Here is a 22,664-nt window from a genome sequence, read left to right as displayed (position 1 = left end):
AGTCAGTTGCTCGAGCGGTTCTTCTTCCCACGGCGGTACGTCCAATACAGCAGAATCAGTATCGGCAAGAGAAGTGGCGTCTCGACGCTCCCACCGTTCATCTCAGCAAAAGCCGCGATACCCAGTATCCCAACAAACGCGATCAGAAGGATTGGGAAGACGATTTTCTCTCCAATTGTCAGCCCAGACCAGAAGGAAGTCCCTGAAGAGGAGCCAGCAGTAGTTGATGAACTAATCCCTTGGTCACAGTCGGTGCACACGACGGGATCACCGCCCAATTCCTTGTATCGGGATGGCTGTAATCGAAGACCGCGTTTACAGGATTGACACTCGGTGTGGATCAGACAGTCCTGACAGAACGGGTCACTCCCGAACTTCTGGAAGTATTCCGTCTTGACATCGAATTGTTGCCCGCACTTCGTACAGGAAACACTGGCAGTACTCATACCAGCCGAGTAATATGTAACACGTAATTACTCTATGGTTATTGAGAATGTATGGGTCCGTTAACTCACTACACCGGGGGTATAGAGATTGAACACAATTGCGGCAATTCGCAGGGTCGAGCCCCCCTTGGCTATAGCACCTAGCGGTTACTTCTGGAAGCTGATTTCGATCTTCAGGCTCGACGCCTCGTCGGGCATCCGCTCGAACAGGTCCTGCACTTTCGTGTAGTCCTGCTCGGACCGCAACGTCAAGCTGACCTGCGTGCGCTCGACGTCGGCGGTTCCCTGAAGAGCACCGGGAACACCCTCCCGTTCGGGCAGCATAAAGGTGACATCACCGTATTCGACGCTCCCCGTCTGGTGGTTGTTCCGCCACTTGCTCCGCATCGCGGCGACATCGTCGCCGTTGTACTCGAAGCGCCACGTTTCCGCCTCCGTGTCGGCTTTCCGGAATGGGTAGCCGGGCACCCAGTCCGAGGCCTTGTCCGACCCGGTCGTGTTGACCACGTATTCCGGTTCCTCGTCCTTCCCGATATTCTCCAACAAGAACGTCCGCACCATGTACTCGGTAACGCTGTCGTCGAAGCGGTCGGTGACCTTGTTGACGGTGAACTGGTCGCCCGGATCCAGGTCCTCGATGTACTCCAGAATCTGGTCGCCGATTCGGTCGGGAACTGTCGGGACGATCTTCACCGTCGTCGGGTCACGGTCGCCGAGTGACTCAAGGTACCGACCGCCGGCTTCCAGCACGTAATCGTCTATGAGGAATTCGTTAACCGCCTCGCGGGCGACGGACTCGGTCTCGTCCGGTGGGAGGAACACCGCTTCATCCGCACGAATCTCACCGAGAATCGTATCGAGGTTCGCGTAGCCATCCTCGTCGATGTGGGTCTCGATGCGGTCGACGAGAGATGATACACCGACGACCTCCGCACCGCCGACATCGCGGAGCGTCGCGTCAGACTGTGGCTTTTCAAGAATCTCGTTCCCCTTCACGATGACGTACTGCTCCTCACGAGCAAGCCGGCCGATGGCACGCATCACGACGTCGTGGCTGTCGCCGTCAATCCATATTTCACCGTCTTCGACTAGCTCCAGCTCGAAGTCACCGATATCGAGCGCGGTCGTTCCACTCCCGAAGCGCTGGCCGAGTTCCTGTTCGACATCATCGACGCCCCACACGTTCACGTCGTCTTGCCGGACAATGACGGTATCAAGCGAGCTTCCGGAGAGGTCGTCTCGGAACCCGCCCGTGTCACGTGCGAGCACCGGCTTACCGTCAAGCGCCTTGACCGTCGCGTTCAACACATCGTTCGCGCTGCCGGGAATTGGGAGTTCTGGGTCACGGAGGAACTGCTCGTAGATGTCCTCCACAGAAATTTCGCCCCGTCGCTTCAGAAGGTCCTTGGCGATGTCCCAGACGTGCGACTGGAGGTCGAATGGGTCGGCGGCCGCGGAGTCCGCAATGTTCGAGGCGTCGAGTTCCGCCTCGTCGAGAACGAAGACGTCGAGGTCCATCGGGGCTGCGAGATCGAACTCGTTGAGCAGGTCGTCGCCGTCGAGCACTTCGCCGTAGAGCAACTGAAGCTCTTCACGGAGTTCGTTCTCTTCCTGCTCCTTCATCTCCCGTATCGACGTACGAATCTCGTCGTCGAGGGACTCGTCCGCGAGTACCTGCCGTGCTCCCTCGATATACCGTGCCTTGTCGATGTACCGTGTGCCGGACTCGATGGCTTTGTCGCCCGAGGGTTGAACGAATACGAGCGTGTTCCGCCACTCGCGTCCACGTCCGTCGTTCGTGATAACTTTCTTTACTTCCTCCTGCGTCCACCGGCTGTCCCTCACGACGACCTTCACGTCGCGGTCGTCAGGGATATCCCGGAGATCGTTCGTTCGGAAGCCGACAGGGTACGTGTTCGAGCCAAAGATGTCGGTAATGAAGTCCGCGATTTCGGCCTTCGCCGACGTTTCCGAAACATCTACAGCTGCGTTCCGGATGAGGGCGTTCGGGTTCTGTCGGTCGCGGATAGCGTACTTCCCGTTGAGTTTGTGGAGATGCCACGCGACTCCGTGCAGCCGTTCGAGGTTGAGGACGACGTCGGAGACGAGGTCACCCGTCTGGTAAGCACCCATAACGATCTCTGAAACCTCTGCGCCTTCGCCCTCGCTGGGTTTCAGGGAATACAGCAGGATGGTGTTCAGGATGCGGCGACCATGGGGGACGTCATCCGTGTCGATACGGTTCTTGATGTCACCGGTGGCGGCGTTCAGTCGTTCGTAGTTGATTTTTGCCAGCTCGTCCTCGAAATCGATGGCATCGATATCTCCGTGGGTGATCAGGTCCGTCTGATCCCGCATCTCCAGAAGAACCTTCGAGAAGAGGTAAATCATCCCGCGGGTGTTTTGGTTCCCTTCGTCGGCGTAGTACCGCGTTTCGAGCGCATCCAAGAGCACGGGATGGAACGGATAGAGATCGTGCATCTCCGACAGCAAATCGTCGGGCAGATTAACGTGGCCCTCCGCTTGATCATAGGCGTCGAAGTATCCGTTGACGATCTCACGGGCAGCGTTCTCGTCTACGGAGTCAATCAGGCGGTGTCGAAGGACTTCCCGTTTGTCCACCTGGTTGTTCATGTTGACCTCGACCGCTTGTTCGCGGTTCAGAATATCGTGAACCTCGGACCCCTCACGGAGGACGGAGACGATAGTGTAGAGTTCGAGGTTCGAGAGCGCGGTCGATTCGAGAAGTGCCTGAAGGAACGCTTTGTTCGCGCTCTTTCGGTCACCTTGGAGCGTGTCGAACCAGTCCTCCAGCTCGTCAACAAAGAACGCAACCGTCTCGTCGCCGACGGCCTTCTGAATCGTCTGCATGTCCGGGTAGCCACCTGACTCGAACGTCCCGGGATTGAAATCGAGTGCCTCGAAGAACGGTTCCCAGAGATACTCGTACTGCTCGTTCTGCATAGCGACCGTAATCGGCGTCGCCGACTCTGGAAGCGCCTCGTCGAATCCCTTGACTGAACTCTCGGCCCACGTGCCGGCGGCATCGGGGTCGTCGAAACAGTGGTACAGCGCCACCATCTGGTGGGACTTACCACTACCGTACGGTCCGTAGAGAATGTGCGTTCCCCGTGGGTCGTCACCAGTTAGTGAATCACGAAGAATTGAGAACGCTTCTCTGAGCCCCTGTGTCATCAGCGTTCGCTCGAAGAAGAGCTTCGCGTCAGACTCGAATTCGTCGTCGTCGTCGACGTTATAGAGCTTTACTTGCCCGTCGATCTGCCCCTCTTCGCGGAGCTCACGGCTGAGGGTGACCGTGTCTTCGAGAGTATTCGACAAAGATCCTGTCTGTGCCATCTTAATACTTGAACACACCTCAGTGGCACCCAATAAACACTATGGTCCTTCGAATTTCCCTTAATTACAGCAGGGAACGTCACGGTGAAGACTAGAATCACTGGTCGCAAAACGTATTTCACGCATACCTGTTTCTACGAGATCATGAGAAGTTACGACCTCGTTGATGTTGAGGTTACGCATGAGTCTGCGGACAATCTTCTCGACTCTTTGTCTACGGAGACTACCAATGGTAATCATCTTCAGAGTGTGCAGGCCGTCCGTCTTCAAGCTGGCCAGCCAGACTCTGAACTCCGGTCGCTGAAAGAGTTGGACGAGAACTCGGTCAAGCTACTCGAACATCAAGTGGACGCCGCGTATCGGGCCCTTTTCGAGATGGACGGAAAGGCGCTTCTCGCTGACGAGGTCGGACTCGGAAAGACCATCGAGGTCGGGATGATTCTCAAGGAGATGCACTTTCGAGATACGGACGAGTCCGTCCTCGTACTCACTCCGGCACAGTTGGCCAAACAGTGGCAGGCAGAACTCCGTGAGAAATTTGGTCTCGACTTCGTCTGCAACTATGACGACGAGTTTGAAGATTTCGACGCTCACGACTACATTATTGCGAGCATCGACACTGCGAAGAGCGAGAGACACCGTGAGACGGTTCTCAACCGTGACTGGGACGTGCTGGTACTCGACGAGGCACACTACGTCAAGAATGAAGAGACAGACCGCTACGACCTCATCGACCGACTCTCGTACAACTACGCATTCTTCCTAACGGCAACGCCAATCCAAAACGAGTTGACAGACCTCTATAACGTCGTCTCTCTGCTTCGCCCCGGACTGTTCGGCACGCGGGATGTGTTCCACCACTACTTCGTGAACAGTAATCAGGAGACGCTCGTGAATCGAGAGGAACTGCACGAACGGCTGAACAGGGTGATGATTCGGAACCGGCGTGAAGACACGGACATCGATTTTACAGATCGCACCATCGATACACGAACGTTTGAGCCAACACCCGAGGAACGCGAGCTATATCGGGCGGTCTCTGAGTACGTTAAAGGTGCCTACAGCCAGGACCAGGGCCAGAAATTGGTGTTAATGCTTCTTCAGAAGGAGGTTGTCAGCAGCCCGGCAGCGCTCAAGGAGACTATCGAGAAGCGTCTCTACGAACAATCCGAACTCACACACGCCGACGAACTGGAAACCATCTTAGACCTAATCGAAGAGGTTGAAACGGTCACGAAACAGGAACGACTGTTGGAAATCGTCGAAGAGGCTCGTGACAACGTTGAAATGGGCAGGGTTATCGTCTTTACCCAGTTCCGAGCGACTCAAGAGCAGGTGCTTGACCGACTCGCCGCAGAAGGATACACCGTACATGCATTCCACGGCGGTCACTCAAGCAGTGAGAAGGAACAGATTGTGGAGAATTTTGAAGAAGAGGGTGGAATCCTTGTTTCGACCGACGCGATGAGCGAGGGGCGTAATCTCCAGTTCTGTAACATCCTAGTGAACATGGATTTACCATGGAACCCAATGCGAGTCGAACAGCGCATCGGGCGTGTTCACCGGATTGGACAGAAACGGGACGTGTACATCTTCAATATGGCTCTGAAAGATACTATCGAAGAATACGTGCTGGAACGACTCTACCACAAAATAGACCTCTTCAAACAGAGTGTCGGTGAACTGAGTTCGATTCTGAGTCGATTAGAAGAGTCCGGAACAAGCTTCGAAGACGAGATCTTCGAACGTCTCGTGAACGCTGGCTCCGAAATCGACTTGGAAAACGATTTCGACGCGATGGCAGTTGATCTGCAGGAGCAACGGGACCTCGCCAGCAAACTGGAAGAATTCAACAGCGGCGTCTTCGAAGGCTTCGATTTGGGGGCCAGCGATGACTGATGCCGCAATCCCCGTCACACAATCCACAGTAGAGTGGTTTACCGAACGGTACCTCCACTCTCTTGGATGTTCAATCGAGAAGAATGAGGGCCATTGGAAAGTTACGGTTCCTGATGGTGCAGACTCTGAGCTCACCACAGGGCGTCATACCCTCATCTGTGGGGAGGGTCCAGGTGAAGAGAATAACACAGAGTCTCTGCATCCAGAGAGCGCGTTCTTTCAGCGAATACTCCGTGAAGCGGCTGAACGATGTCCGACGGGGAAAATTTCGATAGAAGTAGGTGCGGAAATCAACGTTCCGAATTGGATACAGGACGGTGCTATCGAAGTGCAGGACGTGCAGTTTACTCCGTATTATGATCGTACAGCAATCGTATTTCTGTTCCGAGTTGGGATTGAAACCGTCAGCGAGTATCAACAGGAACTCCTCCGTGCTGTTGCTGTAGACGCGCGTTCAGAGGAGCACCTGCCGCAGTTGGCAGAAACGTTCCTTAACACGACTTCGACGGATACGGAGAAAGCCACCGGTGGCCGGCCACAACTGGCGGAGATGGAGATTCGGCAGCTTCTCGATACGGCTCGTGACCGACTTCTTGATGGAATCGAAGACCGAATTGATGAAATCCATCAGGAAGCCTCGCGTGCTGCTGATGCGGAAGTCGAGGAGTATCGCCAGATGCAACAGCAACGGATTCAGGAACTAGAGGATGAGTATTCGAACCTGTCGTCTAAGATTGAAGAGCTGAGTGAGGCGATTAGTTCGGATGATCAGGATGCTCGCGTACGGGCTCTCAAGAAACGAAAGGAATTCAAATCGGACTTCAATAAAATTGAGACCGCTCTCACTGATTTGCAAGACCGCCGTGACAGGGGGTTCCCGAAACGACAACGCGAGATACGAGAGAGACATTCCCTTGACGTGCAGATTACACCCCTCACTCTGACGGAAGTCGTATACGAGCGGGGGGAAATTGACCTCGACCTAATTGAAGATGGGTTAACTCGAACCGTAACTCTCGGATACGGGAGCGGTATCGGGGCCACGGACACCGTGCCGTGTTCATCGTGCAATGAGGAGTTCGACGAACGAAACCCGATTCAATCGATAAAATACGGGCTTCGATGTAGGAATTGTACTGTGAAACCTGAGCAATAACCCCCCCAAGAACACCAGTTCTCTATGGAGGAGAATTCGATACAGAAGGCGAACAGACCGTGGAGTTCCCTTCCAACATCGTTGTCTACACTCCTTCCAAGTCGTGGAAAACCCGTACAAGAGCTCTTCACAAGGTTCAGCCTTGGACCCTACAGTAAGTGAGAAATTGTAAGATACTGGTACTGAGACGAGGAGTATGAACCTCCCACTGGATCCAACGCAGAATGACGCCTCTCCGCAGGAACTCATCCAAGGTCTTCCCTCACAAGCGGCTCGTCGGCGCGTCCTTCAGGCAGCAGGTATCTCGATGGATGTGGATGACCGGAGCTTTGCCGACGCCCTCAACGAACTCTCACAGATACAGTTGCGACGAGCTGCGTCACAGCTCCAATTTGCGGGTGCCCGCACGGTCTACTACTATCGCGTGGACGGACTGCACCAAGTGTCGCCAGAGGGCGCGACGGGTCGAGTCGGCGACGCCGGTTCGCCGGGCGTCTACGGGTCAGAGGTCCAGACCGTCACGAGCGAACACGACCGGATCTTCGTCGTCTGCAACGTACCCGAAACGGGATCACAGGCCCAACTGACCCTCACGAAGGAAGACCGACCGACGACCGTCGCAACGTTCAAGCCGAGAACGCAACTCCTTGCAGTTCGCGCCCCAGACAAAGGGACGGCAGATGCGACCGTCCAGGCATTCAAGAGTTACTTCGAGCTGGACGACGTAACACGAGTTTCGTTCCTGGATAACGGATTCAGAGGCCGGTTTGAAGACGCCTGCGTCGACGGCTATTCGACCCTTCGACTCCAGAATACGAACGCCTACGATAACACCCGAGAAATCGAGGTCCGCTCGAAGGAACCCAAGTCTGGGAACATCTCGGACGTTCGCGTCGACTCAATCGTCGAAGACCTGCTTCGCCGAGGCGATACTGAGCTTGATGCAGCTACCGGCCTCGTGTCTCTCCGGACTGACGTTCGTTCGCCAAAAACAGGTGAACCGCTGCACCCACGAGTGACGATTGGATTCGCCGAAGGGTGCGTCAACTTCGAACAGTTCGTCCCTGAACAGATTTTAATTGCGTTCGACGATGTAGTCCGAAAGGCAATCTGAATACTCGCAGAGAAAGACAAGCAGGTGGCAAGTTGCGGATCGCTACTAGGCTCAATCGGGCATATGAAGAAATCTATGAGGATGAGTAATTGGTGCTCTAGTCGTTACTTGGGCTTTCCAAAGCCCACAGAGAGCATATGAACAACTCAAATACGTGGTCAGGTTCCCCACCGCGTTAATATGCACTGGTTCAGTAAGTATTGTTTTAGATCAAATCACACTACCAAAGATGGTTAATATCACTTTCTTCCCGAACTTTCATATCCTATACGTGTATCCGGGAGAGTATGTTTCACCGTCTGTTGATTACTGGTTCTGATTTTTCTACCCTTGAGTCTGAGGCGTTCGAGGAACTCAGTACTGATGTTGGGACACATCCTGAGAGCCTCCTATATCTAACCCCACGAGACCATCCAAAAGAGACGGTGAAAGATCGATGGCGAGACTTCGGACCGTCGGCAGCGATACGCGTCGATACGCTTGATGGGATGGTCTCAGAGTGGTACGAACAAGAGCGGTACAAAGGCCCCGTCACCCATATCGATCAACCACTGCTGTCTCGGCTTGCCGAACTCGGGGTCGAAGGTATCGACTCCTCCGCTAATCCACTCTTCACCAACGATCGGTTCCCTAGTTCAGGCCTCGTACAGGAGGCAAAAGCACTTTTCACAGAACTCGAGTTTGCTGGATTGCTCTCTGCAGATGAGATGCGAAGTCGACTTACTGACGAGGGGCTGTCTTCCCATGCGTCTCATGTTGAGGAACTCGCCGATGAAATCGAGGCCGCTAGAGCAGAGATTCTCGCTGAGACCGTCCAAGAGACATATCGATCTGAGCGGATGCATCAAGTTGTGTCAGGGCCATCCACTCCCGATGAGGTGTTTCCGGCGGTTGATGCAGTGGTGCTTAGTGGATTTACGCAGTTCACCGCACTGGAGGCTGAGCTCATCAGGTCGGTTGCAGAATGTTGGCCAGTAATTGCACTGCTTCCGATGCAAGTTGACTCCGATTCCCCGACCGGTATTGACCGAGGAGTCGAGCGAGTCGCCAAGAGATATTATGAGTTAGGCTTCTCACGGCGGTATCTCTCCGAGACTGACTCTCACTCAATCGACGCCCGCCGACAAATCGTTCGCTCACTATATCGGCATCCCAGCCAATCGCCAGCAACCGGTGATATTGAGGCAACAGCGTTGGATCTCACCATTATCCGACCAGAGACCGTTCCCGAGGAGACTCGGGTGGTCGCCCGAAGCATCAGAACCCAACTCGCATCCGGTATCCAACCGGAAAATATTGGCGTCGTTCTACCAAGTCCGGTGCAGTATGCCCGACGAGTTTGCGAGGTATTCGATTCCTACGACCTTCCCATGAGTAGACAGACTGATGTTCCACTCACGGAGACAGCGACGGGCGACCTCGTCCAAACGGTGTGTCAACTCGCCCACGAACCTCGGACCCTTGATTCGGTGCTCAACCTGCTCACGAACCCTCTAGTCGACTGCACTCGATTCAGCGACGAGCTGGATTACCAGCATCTCAGTCGCGTTGCGGCTCGTGTTGAGACTGCTCGACTTGACTCGACGCTCGAACACGCCGACGATGACATCGCAGAAGCGGTCAACTTACTCGTCAGTAATATCGAAGCACTTGCTGATGAGTCGCTTGAGACACTTCCTGAGACACTCAATGCACTGTTCGAGCAACTCGGAGTAACTGAATCCCTCTCCGAGGATCACTCACAGAGACTTAGATTGCTTGAGAAAAGCGCTCAGGACAGGCTAAATCGGGTGCTCGAAACTCTCAAACTCACAGCCAAGAGAGCCGATCTAACGCTAGGCAATAGTCTGGATCGTCTCGAAAGAGTGCTTTACGACATCTCGATTCCGGCAACGGGCCGTCCCAGCGATCAATCCATTGTTGTCTGTGGACTCGCCGAGGCAGTAGCTCGAGATTTCGACCAGCTGTACATTCTCGGGGTTACGGCAGCACATTTCCCGTCGAATGCCGATCGGATGGCGTTCACCCAGCCGATCTATGATGCACATCCTGATTTCGAGCAGCTGGATGTGACTGCGGAGGCCCGATACCATTTCGGTGCACTCCTGGGAAGTGAAGCGTCAATTCAGCTCTCGGTTCCCCAGCGAAGCATGAGTGGTGAGCCGTACGTCGAAGCCGATGTCCTAACCGAGCTTCGACGGGTTGTAAACCTCCCCGAGATAACTGTCGAGACTGTAGACTCCCAGCCAGGGTGTCAGGAAGACGTACAGCGATCAATTGGTGGGACATCCGAGACTCGAACTGACGAACTCGTTATGCAAGCCGTTGATGCTGGAACGTTCGATAGCGACCAGCAGTCACGAATCCGCGCAGGTGTAGAATGTGCGGCCGCACGAGCGAGTCCCGACTTGACGCCGTACGATGGACAACTCACCACGGAGACGGTTGCGAATGTGCACGAAGTGGCTGCCCGTGAACCATATAGTCCGAGCCGTCTCGAAACATACGCTGCCTGTGGATTCAACTACTACATGCAGCGAGTCCTCGGTATCAAAGCCCCTGACCCAATTACACGCGAGCCTGATGCTGGTCTTCGTGGCTCCTATATCCACGACGTACTCGAACACTACTACCGCTCGTTACAATCCAGTCTGGGCGATCCAGTTGATCCTGGTGGTGAGTTCGACGACCGACAAGAACGCTTGCTTGAGGTCGCACTTGACAGACTCACAGAGACCTTTGACGGATACAGCAAGACGGCATTCCATCAGCAATGGCTCCGAACGGTCTTGGCTGGATTAGGATCTCCCGAGACGAATCCATATTACCATTCCACTGAAGCCCAGAATGACGCCCAACATGCACGTGGGCTATTCTATCGGTTCTTAGAACACGAGTTCGACGAACCTGCTAAGACAACCGCTAGGCCAGCGTGGTTCGAGGGGCGCATCGGGAATCCATACGACGCAGGAACGCCGATCAGCGAGAACTCAACCAACGTCGAAACTCCCCAGGGATCCATTCCGATACATGGCCTCATCGACCGCGTTGAAACCGTCCCTGGGACCGACCCCACACAGGTCGTTGTTCGAGATTACAAAACTGGGAACTCAATTCCAAGTGAGAGCGATGCCCTGAGTGGCCTGAAGTTCCAACTCCAACTGTACGCGTTGATGGCCGAAGACGCCCTTGACGACGTAGAGGTCGTTGGGGGAGCGTACTACCAGGTGTCGCCACCGAGTTCGGTGAATTCTCGACGAAGTCTACTCACGTCACAGGAGATGGCCGAATACTACGGCAGCGATGACGTCGAGTCACCATTGTTGCGGTATTCGTATCCGCACTTTGAGACTCACGAGGCATTCCGTCGATTCATCGAGGAGACGACGCCTCAGCGCCTTGGAGACCTCGCAACAGGAATCACGGATGGACAGTACCATCCAACAGTGCTTGACCCAGCGGACGCTGGATGTCGGTACTGTGATTACGCCCAAGTCTGTGACGTCCGCTCACACCAACGCAGAGACACTATTGAGGCGATAGACGACACTGGAAATTCGGCCTACATCCCATTGAAAGCGCGAAATATCGATCTTGAAGAAGCCGTGGAGGTGGAGTAGAATGGTCTCCTACGAGGACCTAACCGATGAGCAGCAACGCGCTGTCGATGGGCTCGATCGGAACGTTACATTGACTGCTGGTGCAGGGACGGGCAAGACCACCACGTTGACTGCGCGGTATCTAGAGATGGTCAAACGGTCGTTAGCAGAACAAACTGACGGTGGGAGTGGTGGCACCCAACTACTTCCCGAGCACATTCTCACGACGACATTCACAGAACGAGCAGCAAACGACCTAGAGGAAAGCGTTCGTGAGGAAATCACGAATCGCGTTGGCTCACTCGGTGTCGACGAGTTCGATGCATGGCGGACGGTTGCAGACGAACTTGAGCAGGGCTACATCCACACTGTCCACGGGTTCTGTGCACGATTACTGCGTGAACATGCACTAACGATCGACGCTGTCGACCCAGGCTTTGAGACACTCGACGAAAACGAGTCGACAGCACTGCTCCATGACACAGTTAGTACTGCTCTCGAAGAGTACGAAACCCATGAGGCGACCCAGACGCTGGCCCGGCGATTTTCACGAAGTCAACTTCACGATGTCCTCACTGATCTCTTAGCAGAGCGTCCAGAGAGTCTCGAATGGGCTGACCGATGGAAAGACGCGACCGAAGAGGAATATCTCGCGTTCGTTGAATCCTCGCTTCACCCCATCGACCCAGACGTCGCTGCAGAACGACTCTCCGACCCTGAGTTCGTCACCGCAGCCAGCACGTTACGTAAAATCGTCGAGAACCCTCCAGATATCGAAACTGGTGGACAGACTTGGAAGCGTGCTGAGGGTGCTGTCGCCTGTCTGGAGCCTGGTTTCGATGATGGGGTTGCGTCGCGGGCTAAACAGTCGACGATTGCGGAGCTCAGTACGCATCTCACGAAGGGCAATGGCGAACGGTACGCGAGCTATACGGGAGCTACCTCTCGCTGGGGTGATCATCCGCGAAAGACGGAGTTCGACAGTGCATTCGAAACATTGGTCGAGGTGCTTCAACCCGAGGAACACGCAGTCAACGTGGATTTGGAAGTCGAAGCCAATAGCTTCCCGTTCGTCCACGCACTCGCCACACTCACCTCACTCATCGCCGATGAGTATCGCGACCGGAAGCAGCGACAGAACGCAGTCGACTTCACTGACCTCATCTCGATGACTGTCGAGTTCCTCGATGATCCGGTGAACGCCGACATACGAGCGGAGCTACGCGAACAGTTCGCCTATGTGATGGTCGACGAGTTCCAGGATACTGATCCACGTCAATGGGATCTCATCAAGCTCCTGACGGCCAGTGACCGAGAAACATTCGATGCCCAAAACGTGTTCGTCGTTGGTGACATCAAACAGAGCATCTACCGCTTCCGTAACGCAGACGTCACACAGTTCCGCGAGACTGCTGCGACACTCGAACGGGTTTCTCGTGACGCTCGGAACTCGGAAGATGATCAGCTTTCGACGAACTTCCGAACACTCCCGACAGTACTCGAATCGATCAACCAGCTATTCGAGGCCGTCTTCGAAGAAAACGGTGAGCCGTACGAGGCATCCCCACAGTCACTGACGCCCGCTCGCAACGACTCCGACGAAATCGGCTCCGTTGAGTATCTCGCAGTGCCAACAGATGCCGACCTCAGAGCAGCACGGTGTGATCACTATGAGGAGTTCGCGACTGCGACACCAGAACACGACGCAGAACTTGAAGCGATGGCGCTCGCAGCCCGGCTCTCACAAGTCTTGGCTGACCCGATCCAAGTCTACTCAACCAGTAGTGAAGACGACGAGGCCAATGACACCACTGTAGACGAACCGAACGATCAGCAAGTGGATGAAGACGAAGAGGTGCCAGCGTCCCGTGATATTGAGCCCAGTGATATCGCGATTCTCATTCGGAGTCGAACCCATCTCAAAAAGTATGAGCGAGCGCTCGAAGACGCCGACGTTCTATACTCGGTTTCTTCTGGAACCGGGTTCTACGACACGACCGAAATCACAGCGCTGTTGAATCTCTTCAGAACGCTCGCCGACCCAACTGACGAGCGAGCGCTGTACGCTACGCTTCGCTCGCCACTGTTTGGACTCACCGACGATACGCTGGCGCAGCTTAAGTGTCGTGACGAACCACTGTGGGAGGCACTCGCGATGAGTGAATATGATGACCTGGAGGACGCATACAGTCTCCTCCAGAAGTGGCGACAACTGGCCGGCCTAAGCGACGACGAATCAAGAGGATTCGATGGGTCGTGGGCAGCGTATCTGTCGCGCATCCTCGAAGACACTGGATACTTGATTAGTGTGAGCGCCGATGAACGACCACAGCAAGCAGTCGCAAACATCGAGAAGTTCCGAGAGCAGCTTCGAGACTGGAGTGATGACGGCGTTCACAGTCTCACGACGCTCGTGAACCGTATCGAACGCCGCATCGAGTTGGGCGGACGCGAAAGCGAAGCAGACACCACAGGAGACGGTGTCCAGATTCTAACGATTCACGACGCGAAAGGGATGGAGTTCCCGTTCGTCGCCGTGCCCGGGATTGGCCGCAAATTCAAAGATGACGCCAGCCTCGGTGGAGGGAAAGTCGAATTCGAGCGAATCGGTGAGCAGTACGCCGTCGGTATGAAAGCGCCCAGTCCGAACGATCCGTTCGACATGGTCGACACAATCGCTCGCGAGACGATTCGCGAGCAACGCCGGGCCGAGGAGCGCGCCGAGGAGAAGCGTGTCCTGTATGTCGCGTGTACTCGTGCGAGGGACCACCTCCTCCTGAGTGGGCTACACGACCTGGCTGATGCAGATGAAGGCCCCACGATGACGAATCTCGAAGAGCCTGACCCAGAGTCAGCTTCCAGTTGGCGTGACTGGGTCCAGCCGGAGCTGCTTCCGGACAACGTTTGTACCACTCTCGGTTCGGAAACCCACGTTCAGCGCTCGTACGGTGACGGTGAGTACACTGTCTCACTTCCGACGCCCCCAGCTGAGCAGCCACCCTCCGACCCTGATGTTGACCCTGTCATCGAGCTCTCGCCGAGCCCCCCAGCCTCTGAGGCACAATTCCGACTCTCTGCGACCGATCTTGCCTCGCTTCTCGCCGACTACGGCGTACTCGAATTCGACGAGGAGACCCGGACACTCCACGTCACCGCACCCGATGCGCAAGCTGATATCCCTGAGTATCGGCACGCCGAAGACACGCCGGGTGCTGACGCAGCTGCTTCCGAGCCTCAGAACCAGATAGACCCACGGGCAGAGGAGGGAGACCTTGACGCGCTCCACTTTGGCGAGTTGGTCCATCGACTCTGCGAGCTCCGCCCACCGGAAGCGCATTGGTCGAGTCTTATCGACCAGTCGCTCGTCGATGCAGGAGTCGACGAATCACTTACTCCAGCGACCGAAGAACGAGTTCGCGCCCACGCCCGACGAGGGATGGCATACGTCGATGAGCACACGTCTGATGAGGTTGAGCACCAGTACGATGAACTCTACGTCACCGCGGAGTTTGACTGTGGGAAGATCTCTGGATATATCGACCACCTGATCGTCACCTCTGAGACCTACCATATCATCGATTACAAGACCGGCGAGGTTTCTCCCGATAAACTCGACACTGACGCCGCATACTACGCGAATCAGATGAAGGCGTACGCCGCCGCGCTCCATCAACAGGGGACGGGCCGGGCAGTCGAAGTCTCGCTCGTGTTCACCGCGCTGGGGGACGCGTGGTATCACGAGTGGACGCCCGAAGAGGTCGAAACCATCGAAGCCGAAATCGCAGTCGCAATTTCGGCTCGGACAGAGATGCTCCCGCCCTCGTAATCTCAGTCTGGACATCGGTGCGACTCTTAATTGGAGCCGATCGCTGTACACCCACTGCTGGGGAACCGTACTGCAAAACGTGTTGGTGCTGAGTAGAGGCAGACGACACCCACGTGGGAATTCTCCAACAAACGTAATCGGGAGTATAGCTGCGTCTGTCGTGACGGTGGCTTGTACAGTATGAAAAACGACTTATTCAACCACTTCTGTCAATCAGTAGATGGCCACGGAATCCAACGAACTCCCCGTCGAAGCGCAGGCCTCGGTCGATCCGGGCGTCTATCTCTTTCACTCGAAGGCCGACTCACGTCTCACCGAGGTCTCGGTGAACCGCTACCGGCTATCGGTCCCCGGTGGTCGCGATCAGTCGACAGACCCACAGACGCTCACTCAGTCTGCGGCCTACTGGCTTGACCGAGAACACGGAACGCCCGTGGGCAGCTCGGGGACGATGCACGTCATCTCGTTGACCGAGTTGTCCCGATCAGTGCAGGCGAAAGGGCACACCGTCAAACCTGAGAAAGTCGACGAGATTACGCTCACCCCAGACACTGAGCGTGACCGCCAACAAATCAAGGGACTGGTTCAGTCCTCGCTTCGGCGGGCAATCCCTGACTCGCTCTACTCCTTCCAGTTCCTCCAAGGAATCATCCGCCGCGAAATCGAGTTCGGAGGCGATGGCTTCGACTTTGGAGCTCAGCGGAAACACACTGCGAAAGTACACATCACCGCTGATGGAACGGTTCTTCTCCAAGTCGAAGCGAGCCACAACCTCGTGACGATGAAGTCACTGGACAAGATGGTCTCAGAGGGTAGTGACCTCCCGTCGTGGCGGGTCGAACACGATACAGAAGTCTACGGTAATGCTTCGACTGGATACCTCCGTGGATGGAGTGACCTCCGGTACAACGATCGCTCCGATACGCTCGGAGAAGTGATTTCGGAGTACCACGAGGGTCTGCTTGAAGAAGACGTCCGACAGCGACTCATCGAAACGAATCCGCGATTAGTGAAAGTCGACTACGGTGGGTTCACCGGTGACCAGGTTCCCCGAGCATTGAAACTGAGTCCTCGGACAGAGCAGGTCGAAGAGCAGGACTACGACTTTCACAACCTATTCACCTCACGACGGGCGATGAAGCCTGATACCCGGTTTGACTACCTGAAAACGTTTGTTGAGGATCTTTCTCCTCTGCCAGGGTTCGACCTGCAGTTCGAACCGGGGCCAACGAACCACGGGTTCGACTACCTCGATATCCGAGGGAACCAATCGCGGCTTGTCTACGGTGGTGGTGCGCATGCTTCAAAGCCGAGTACTGGTCTCAAGGACCACGGTGTGTTCAAATCACCGGAGGACTACTGGGTGGGCGTCCTCTACCCGACACACTACGAAGACACCTACAAGCAGTTCATCGGACTTCTCGCGAAGACGCTCTCACAGTGGGGGGCACCAGCAGGAACATCGGGCTATCCCTACGAACTAGGCCGCATTTCTGAGTACACCGATGTCTACCAGCAGTTACGTGAGGAAACAGATGTAGTCGTCGCGATGGTCCCCGACAAGGGGGCCGTAGACGACTTCGATGGATTCGAAGATCCATACAGCGAACTCAAGCGGACGCTGATGCGACAGGGCATCCCGACCCAGATGCTCCAAAAATCGACCGCCGAGGAGATCAACATGACCTCCCAGAAGATTCCGAGCGACTCATTCACGAACATCGTGAGCGCTGTGGTCGCAAAAGCTGGGGGGACACCATGGCAAATCGAGGATATGCCCGGGGAGACGCAAGCGTTCATGGGCTTGGACGTCACCCGCGACTCACAAACAGGTCAGCACTCGGGGGCGAGTGCGAGCATCGTGATGCGGGATGGATCGACGTTCGCAGCAGAGTCGACGACACAACAAGCCGGTGAGAAGTTCGTCGCAGACCAGGTCGAGCAGTTCGTCCGTGACCTCATCTACGACTTCGCAGACGAGCAGGACGAACCACTCAACCGCCTGACCATCTTCCGCGATGGCAAGGTCCACGAGGATATCGATGAGATTCGAGATGGACTCAGCGGCCTCGACGCAGAATTCGACATCGTGAGCGTACGGAAGCGAGACCAGACTCGCATTGCCAATTTCAACGGAACGAGGTTCAATATCGCGCAGAAAGGGGTCGGCTTCGTCGACCGTGAGCGAGAACAGGGGATTCTCCACGCCTTCGGGAAACCCGAAACGAACGATGACAACAGCGTCGGGACGCCACGTACCTTCCGACTCATCAAGAATTCCGGACCTACGGACATCGAGACGATCACTCGACAGGCGTACTGGCTCTCGGAGGTCCACTACGGGAGCCCCGCTCGGAGTACCCGGCTCCCAGTCCCGATCAAGTATGCAGATATGGCAGCGAAGTACGTTCGAGAGGGCTACGTAGATCCGGGGCGAGTCATCCACGGTCCCGCATATCTGTAATACGATTTCAAACCCAATTGAGCCACACCAGGCGGTCGTCGATTATGACTGAAAACGGCGGTATCGAGTCGTCAGCCATTCTTCAGACTCACCAGACAGTCCATCACCAATCAGTCTATGGGAGACTGGGCTATACAGGGGACTTCACAACCTCGGAGGATGGTTTTGATGCGTGCCTTCTATTCTCCGGAACTAGCTGTGAAAGAGGAGCTTTCTTTCGGTTCTGATTTTATATCACTCAGAAGACCTTTCTGAACGATATTCACTGTGGCCGTCCACTAATCACCAGACGAAAGCCTACCCAGATGAATCGGATGTGAAAATAAGGCACGCATCACAACCTAAACTCCGAGACTCTGGGACTTCCAGAGCTGAGAAATTGTATAGCGGTATACGATGTATGGCTTCCCCAGCGACTTTTTACATAACAACCGTGGGTTTGGCAGACTCTGCCAGTCAGCCAAACCCACAGACTGATGAGGAATCCAACTGAAACCCTGAACATCCCCACTATGCCACTCTTAGAATCACAATACGAGGCCGCGAGCGGGCTTCTATCAGGAATTCGCCTTGCTCGATATCTGAACAACCGAATACCAGAAAACGTCCAATGAGCCGTTCGGAAACCGAACAGGAGCGCATGCCCTCATTCGACGGCATCCGATGGACATCGTGTTCGCTTGAGGACTTCACGGACCTATACTGGGACGAGATTGCCCCCTGCCTCGAAGCAGAGGGTATCAATCCGACGAGCGAGAAACCGACCCATCAGTGGTTTCAGGATCGCGAGGCACGGTCGTTTCTCGCGGCTCTCCGTCGCCATCACGACCGCTCGTTCGGGGAGTTTTGGAACGATGACCTCGGGCTTGGTGACGATGAAGAAGGCTACACATGGGCAACAACGGACGATACAACAATCGACGCCCTCGAACAGTTCCTCAACCGGCGGAAATCACGATACAGCCTAGCGACGTCGTCTGTCGACGCGCTCCGAACGCGACTGAATCTCTACGTCCGTGCCTACGGGGAGGCGAACGGGACGGACGACCTCCTCACACCGATCCAACGAGACCGAGAGAATCCAGCCTACGAAGCCGTTGATGCGTGCTATGTGGCATTCGACTGGTTGAACGAGGGAACCGAACACGAGTACAGTGCCCAGACTCTCCAGCGTGTGCGACGCATCGTCGACGCCTGGTATCAGCATCTGGTCGGTCGGCGGGTCGCCTCGATGAACCCTGCGAGCGGCCTCTACGACGAATTCAAGTGGGAAGTAGAAGATTCCCCGACTCCTTCTCTTTCGGCGAATCATATTCGGAAGCTTATGCAGGCGTCGGGGACGACGCGAGAACAGCTGCTCGTGGTGGCATTAGCTGGCTGGGGACTTCGAGCGAGTGAGGCCGCAGCACTCCATGTCTCGCAGTTCCATCGTGACGTCCCCGAAGACGATGTCCCCTTCATCACGTTCGAGAGCCGCAAGAACGGACCCGGCGAAGTGTCTCTCCTGTTTGGGATGGACGTCCTAGACTCCCGAATCGACGAGCTATCGGAAGATGAGACGTGGACGGGATACTTATTCCCATCTTCGCAGGGTGAAACACCACATGTGACACGAGATACGATTCGAAACAGGTTCCAAAATCTCGCATCGGAGGCAGGCCTTCCTGATCGAATCGAGGGTGAGCGCCCGAGTCCGCAACTTTGTCGTCGCTTCTGGTACGATACCTATACAGCAGTCCTCGAAGGCGTTCTCGAAGGCGTCGACGAAATCGCTGCAGAGCAAGGTAGTAGTGATCCGCGAGTGGTTATGCAAAATTATCTTTCCGACTCACGGTCTCGTCGAGTCCGACGAGAGTTCATGCGAGACCAGCTGGATACAGCCTTCGGAGAGGGCAGTTGAGTTCCTCCCCACCCTTAGGGCGGAGATTCCCAACGCGTGCGGGATTTTCGTGTCTTTAGACACTAGAGGGTTATCGAAATTCCTCGGCGGTAATAGCCTCCAGATACTCTTCGCTGACGTACCGGTATTCGATACGATCAGCGAATCCATGGGTAGGAAGTAAGGTTTCCGCTGCGCGACCAGCTGGCTTGTCCGTCGTCAACAAGACGACGTGGTCTGCTTCGTCAATATCGAGCAATTGGGCTGCAAGACCGACCAGTGCTGTATCTGCCTTTTCGGTGATATCCTCCTTGCGATCAGTTTCGTTGGCAATGAATCGGCGCGCATCGTCCATGACAGTTGAAACGGTCGAATTCGTATAGTCGAGGTCGTCGGCGACAGTAATCCAGCCCTCTTCGAACCCATCAGGATACGGGATATTTCCGGAGGGATACTCTTCAGCGGCGGGGTCACCACCGAGTTCTTCGTAGACACGCTGGGGAATCCGCAGTGAAACTTCAGCTTGTCGAAGCGCTCGTCGAAGTTGCTGGAATTTGTTCTTGTCCGGCCCACCACACCGAACAAATACACCAGTGTCCGCGATATAGACAGTTCTCATTCAGCCGGGTCGGCGTATGCTTTTGCGACTGGTTCGAGTGCCTGAAGAATAATCTCGGCCTCAAGTGGGGAAAGGTCGAGTTCACGGGCTGCAATCCGATTATTGACCGTGCCGTCAACGTACTCATATGCGTACTCAAGAGCAACTGCGAGGCCATCGAGACCGTGGCGGTCGATGTAGACATTGATGTCCTCGTCTTCATCGCGACGAGCGACAGCAGCGATGAGCGCTGGCGTAACTGTTTGGGTTTCGCCGTCTGTAGAGAGCGTAAGCGAGATCGGATCGGTTTCGTACTCGTAGGGTCGTTGCTCACGGGTTTTGGTCACAATACCAGCAGCTTCGAGCTTCTGAACGTAGTCGTAGGCCGTTCCTTGCGGAACACCCAAGGTGTCAATGAGTTGGGCAACAGTAACAGGACCGTTCTGTGAGACGTACACGTAGATCCGGGCAAGAGTAGGCGTCTCAAGAAGATCAACTACCGTCTGAAGCTGCTGAATTGGTGGCCGACCAGAGTGGGCAGGTGATTTCGACATCCTATTTATGTGTTATAGATAATTCGTAATAAGACTTCTGTCATTGACCCCAATGCTCCAGTGAATGTTAACCAACAAGCTTGGGTCAAATCTCAGTTTGTTGGTTAATTTCTATGTAGCGAGCTCTGATCCGCTCGTAATGTAGTAGGAACTCATTCCGTCGAGAGGTGGAATAGTCAGCTCACACTGCGTCTAGGTCGTAGCCCCACTCACGAAGCACTTCAGCGATGAGTTCTGGATTGCGCTGGGCGGCAACCATCGCTGCTTCTCGGTAATCAGATTTGTAGACGTTCTCACCGAGCATCTCTTCAAGTGTGTCTTGGAGTTCGTCTTCACCTTCGATGATTTCTTCGCGAAGGAAGTACGGAACCTGCTCGCGGCCTTCATTCACTTTGTCTCGGCGCAGTTTGTATGGCAGTGAGTCCATCGTTGGTCGCTGAGACACCGATTCAGACTCAGTCGTCGACTCTGAATCTACTTCCTCGGATTCGTCAGAAGAAGTATCAGTGCGTTCTTTCTCAACGTCTACGTCAGAAACTTCCTGCTCCTGCTCAGTAGGTCGCTCAACCTCCTTGTCGGACTCGTCGAGACCAGCATCTCGCGACCCTGATTTGAGCCCCATTACGCGGTCACCTCTGGCGTTTCAAGCCCCGCTTCTTTTTCGAGGTGGCGAGCGAGCTCGTCGAATTGCTCCAACGTCTCGAGTTCGTAGTCGCGTTTTCGGTCGCGATGTTCCTCGACATAGGTATATGGGCTGCACTGCTGTCTCCAACATCCTTCCATCAGGGAGCCACGCTCTCCGATGACAACTGGAACGGGGAATCCGCTTTCACGAAGTTCACCCAAGATTTCTCGCTGATCACGAGTGTCTTTGTAGCCAATTGGGACTACCGCAAGTACACCAACGTCGATGTTGATGCTTTGTTCTAGTCCGTCGACGAGGTCGTCTAGTCCTTCGATCGATTCTTGGCCTTTTGCTGTGGCCTCGAATGGGATGACGACGTTGCGGACGGCGACGAGTGCGTTGTAGAGTGTTGGTCCGGCTTTGCCTGCGGAGTCAACGATAATGACGTCGTATTCGTCACGTACATTCGCATCTCGAAGGACGCGGTGGAGTTGGTGATACATGCTGTAGGACTCCCCGAAATTCTCGGCTTGGTCTTTCTCGTTGAGGAGGAATTCGTGGAGGTCTTCGAGCATGTTGTGGGAGGGGATGAGGTCGATCCCTTCTTCGACTTCGATAGTGAGGTCGTGGAAGTCGCCTTTGGGTCGGCCGACAAGGTGGCGGACGAGGTTGTCTACTTCGGGGTCGCCGCGGTCATAGTCTGGGCCGAAGAAGTATGTGAGACTCCCGTTTTGGGTGTCCATGTCGATGACGAGGACATCGTGTCCCGCGCGTGCGTGACTTGCTGCGAGTGTCGCTGAGGTGGTTGTTTTCCCGACACCACCGGCCTCAGAGACTGGCGCATAGGTGAGCATTATAGCCGATAGTTGTAGACATTGGATATAAAACTAAGTCAGACAATGTAGCCACATCATATGACTATTGACTGTAACTATAGTATACAACTATAGTATAGATGTATACAGCCCAGGCATAGGTTATAGCTGTGGCAGTGGAATATCGGACTCGGTTAGTTGTTTCTAAAGAACGAAGCTGGTTTAGAACTATAGGTATAGCATATAGTTATAGTTTGCACCTATAGTCGCTACATCGGTTCCGTATACGATCATCTCTTCTAGACAAAATATTTCTGTCTGCAGCTGAGGGT

General features: G+C 54.9%; 13 protein-coding genes. 7 read left to right on the top strand and 6 right to left on the bottom strand.

What is annotated here, in order from left to right:
• Positions 1-2: 2 nt before the first annotated feature.
• Both LAQ74_RS18930 and LAQ74_RS18925 read right to left on the bottom strand, forming a co-directional pair.
• Positions 3-446 carry a hypothetical protein gene (locus tag LAQ74_RS18930; protein WP_224338219.1) on the bottom strand — a complete coding sequence of 148 codons (444 nt, stop codon included), beginning with the start codon at positions 444-446 and terminating at the stop codon, positions 3-5.
• 147 nt (positions 447-593) lie between these two features.
• Entirely contained in the window at positions 594-3,803 is a 3,210-nt protein-coding gene (locus LAQ74_RS18925) for a DUF499 domain-containing protein (RefSeq protein WP_224338217.1), read from the bottom strand.
• A gap of 144 nt (positions 3,804-3,947) precedes the next feature.
• Here LAQ74_RS18925 and LAQ74_RS18920 point away from each other — a divergent pair, with 144 nt between their 5' ends.
• The 7 genes from LAQ74_RS18920 to LAQ74_RS18890 all read left to right on the top strand — a co-directional run bounded on the left by LAQ74_RS18920 (position 3,948) and on the right by LAQ74_RS18890 (position 19,761).
• Positions 3,948-5,702, top strand: a complete 1,755-nt coding sequence (locus LAQ74_RS18920; RefSeq protein ID WP_224338216.1) for a DEAD/DEAH box helicase — start codon at positions 3,948-3,950, stop codon at positions 5,700-5,702.
• Positions 5,695-6,858 carry a hypothetical protein gene (locus tag LAQ74_RS18915; RefSeq protein WP_224338214.1) on the top strand — a complete coding sequence of 388 codons (1,164 nt, stop codon included), beginning with the start codon at positions 5,695-5,697 and terminating at the stop codon, positions 6,856-6,858. Before LAQ74_RS18920 ends, LAQ74_RS18915 begins: the two co-directional genes overlap by 8 nt.
• 196 nt (positions 6,859-7,054) lie before the next feature.
• A complete protein-coding gene (locus LAQ74_RS18910) occupies positions 7,055-7,972 on the top strand; it encodes a hypothetical protein (protein WP_224338212.1) in 918 nt (305 codons plus the stop codon).
• Positions 7,973-8,259: 287 nt separating this feature from the next.
• Positions 8,260-11,592, top strand: a complete 3,333-nt coding sequence (locus LAQ74_RS18905; RefSeq protein WP_224338211.1) for a PD-(D/E)XK nuclease family protein — start codon at positions 8,260-8,262, stop codon at positions 11,590-11,592.
• A gap of 1 nt (position 11,593) precedes the next feature.
• Positions 11,594-15,397, top strand: coding sequence for a UvrD-helicase domain-containing protein (locus tag LAQ74_RS18900; RefSeq protein WP_224338209.1), 3,804 nt, complete (start codon positions 11,594-11,596; stop codon positions 15,395-15,397).
• Between the two features lie 325 nt (positions 15,398-15,722).
• Positions 15,723-17,861, top strand: a complete 2,139-nt coding sequence (locus LAQ74_RS18895; RefSeq protein ID WP_224338208.1) for a Piwi domain-containing protein — start codon at positions 15,723-15,725, stop codon at positions 17,859-17,861.
• Between the two features lie 610 nt (positions 17,862-18,471).
• On the top strand, positions 18,472-19,761 hold the full coding sequence (locus LAQ74_RS18890) for a tyrosine-type recombinase/integrase (RefSeq protein ID WP_224338206.1): 1,290 nt from the start codon (positions 18,472-18,474) through the stop codon (positions 19,759-19,761).
• Positions 19,762-19,831: 70 nt separating this feature from the next.
• Here LAQ74_RS18890 and LAQ74_RS18885 read toward each other — a convergent pair whose 3' ends face one another.
• The 4 genes from LAQ74_RS18885 to LAQ74_RS18870 form a co-directional block, all read right to left on the bottom strand.
• On the bottom strand, positions 19,832-20,359 hold the full coding sequence (locus LAQ74_RS18885; RefSeq protein WP_224338205.1) for a PIN domain-containing protein: 528 nt from the start codon (positions 20,357-20,359) through the stop codon (positions 19,832-19,834).
• Complete coding sequence (locus tag LAQ74_RS18880) at positions 20,356-20,892, bottom strand: winged helix-turn-helix domain-containing protein (protein WP_224338204.1); 537 nt, start codon at positions 20,890-20,892, stop codon at positions 20,356-20,358. Before LAQ74_RS18880 ends, LAQ74_RS18885 begins: the two co-directional genes overlap by 4 nt.
• A gap of 181 nt (positions 20,893-21,073) precedes the next feature.
• The gene (locus tag LAQ74_RS18875; RefSeq protein ID WP_224338203.1) at positions 21,074-21,514 is read right to left on the bottom strand and encodes a DUF7970 domain-containing protein; all 441 of its coding nucleotides are present in this window, start codon (positions 21,512-21,514) and stop codon (positions 21,074-21,076) included.
• Positions 21,514-22,371 carry a ParA family protein gene (locus LAQ74_RS18870; protein ID WP_224338202.1) on the bottom strand — a complete coding sequence of 286 codons (858 nt, stop codon included), beginning with the start codon at positions 22,369-22,371 and terminating at the stop codon, positions 21,514-21,516. The genes LAQ74_RS18875 and LAQ74_RS18870 overlap by 1 nt, the downstream gene beginning before the upstream one ends.
• Positions 22,372-22,664 lie beyond the last annotated feature (293 nt).

Origin of the sequence: Haloprofundus halobius, from assembly GCF_020097835.1 — an archaeon.
GTDB classification, from domain to species: Archaea; Halobacteriota; Halobacteria; order Halobacteriales; family Haloferacaceae; genus Haloprofundus; species Haloprofundus halobius.
The sequence above is the reverse complement of the archived record's forward strand: the minus strand, read 5'-3'. Positions and strand labels throughout refer to the sequence as shown.

Excerpts from the sequence above, each read along its gene's own strand:
- LAQ74_RS18900 (WP_224338209.1), top strand. The coding sequence starts at position 11,594 with ATGGTCTCCTACGAGGACCTAACCGATGAGCAGCAACGCGCTGTCGAT.
- LAQ74_RS18875 (WP_224338203.1), bottom strand. The coding sequence starts at position 21,514 with ATGGGGCTCAAATCAGGGTCGCGAGATGCTGGTCTCGACGAGTCCGAC.
- LAQ74_RS18925 (WP_224338217.1), bottom strand. The coding sequence starts at position 3,803 with ATGGCACAGACAGGATCTTTGTCGAATACTCTCGAAGACACGGTCACC.
- LAQ74_RS18915 (WP_224338214.1), top strand. The coding sequence starts at position 5,695 with ATGACTGATGCCGCAATCCCCGTCACACAATCCACAGTAGAGTGGTTT.
- LAQ74_RS18870 (WP_224338202.1), bottom strand. The coding sequence starts at position 22,371 with ATGCTCACCTATGCGCCAGTCTCTGAGGCCGGTGGTGTCGGGAAAACA.
- LAQ74_RS18905 (WP_224338211.1), top strand. The coding sequence starts at position 8,260 with ATGTTTCACCGTCTGTTGATTACTGGTTCTGATTTTTCTACCCTTGAG.
- LAQ74_RS18910 (WP_224338212.1), top strand. The coding sequence starts at position 7,055 with ATGAACCTCCCACTGGATCCAACGCAGAATGACGCCTCTCCGCAGGAA.
- LAQ74_RS18880 (WP_224338204.1), bottom strand. The coding sequence starts at position 20,892 with ATGTCGAAATCACCTGCCCACTCTGGTCGGCCACCAATTCAGCAGCTT.
- LAQ74_RS18890 (WP_224338206.1), top strand. The coding sequence starts at position 18,472 with ATGAGCCGTTCGGAAACCGAACAGGAGCGCATGCCCTCATTCGACGGC.
- LAQ74_RS18930 (WP_224338219.1), bottom strand. The coding sequence starts at position 446 with ATGAGTACTGCCAGTGTTTCCTGTACGAAGTGCGGGCAACAATTCGAT.
- LAQ74_RS18920 (WP_224338216.1), top strand. The coding sequence starts at position 3,948 with ATGAGAAGTTACGACCTCGTTGATGTTGAGGTTACGCATGAGTCTGCG.
- LAQ74_RS18885 (WP_224338205.1), bottom strand. The coding sequence starts at position 20,359 with ATGAGAACTGTCTATATCGCGGACACTGGTGTATTTGTTCGGTGTGGT.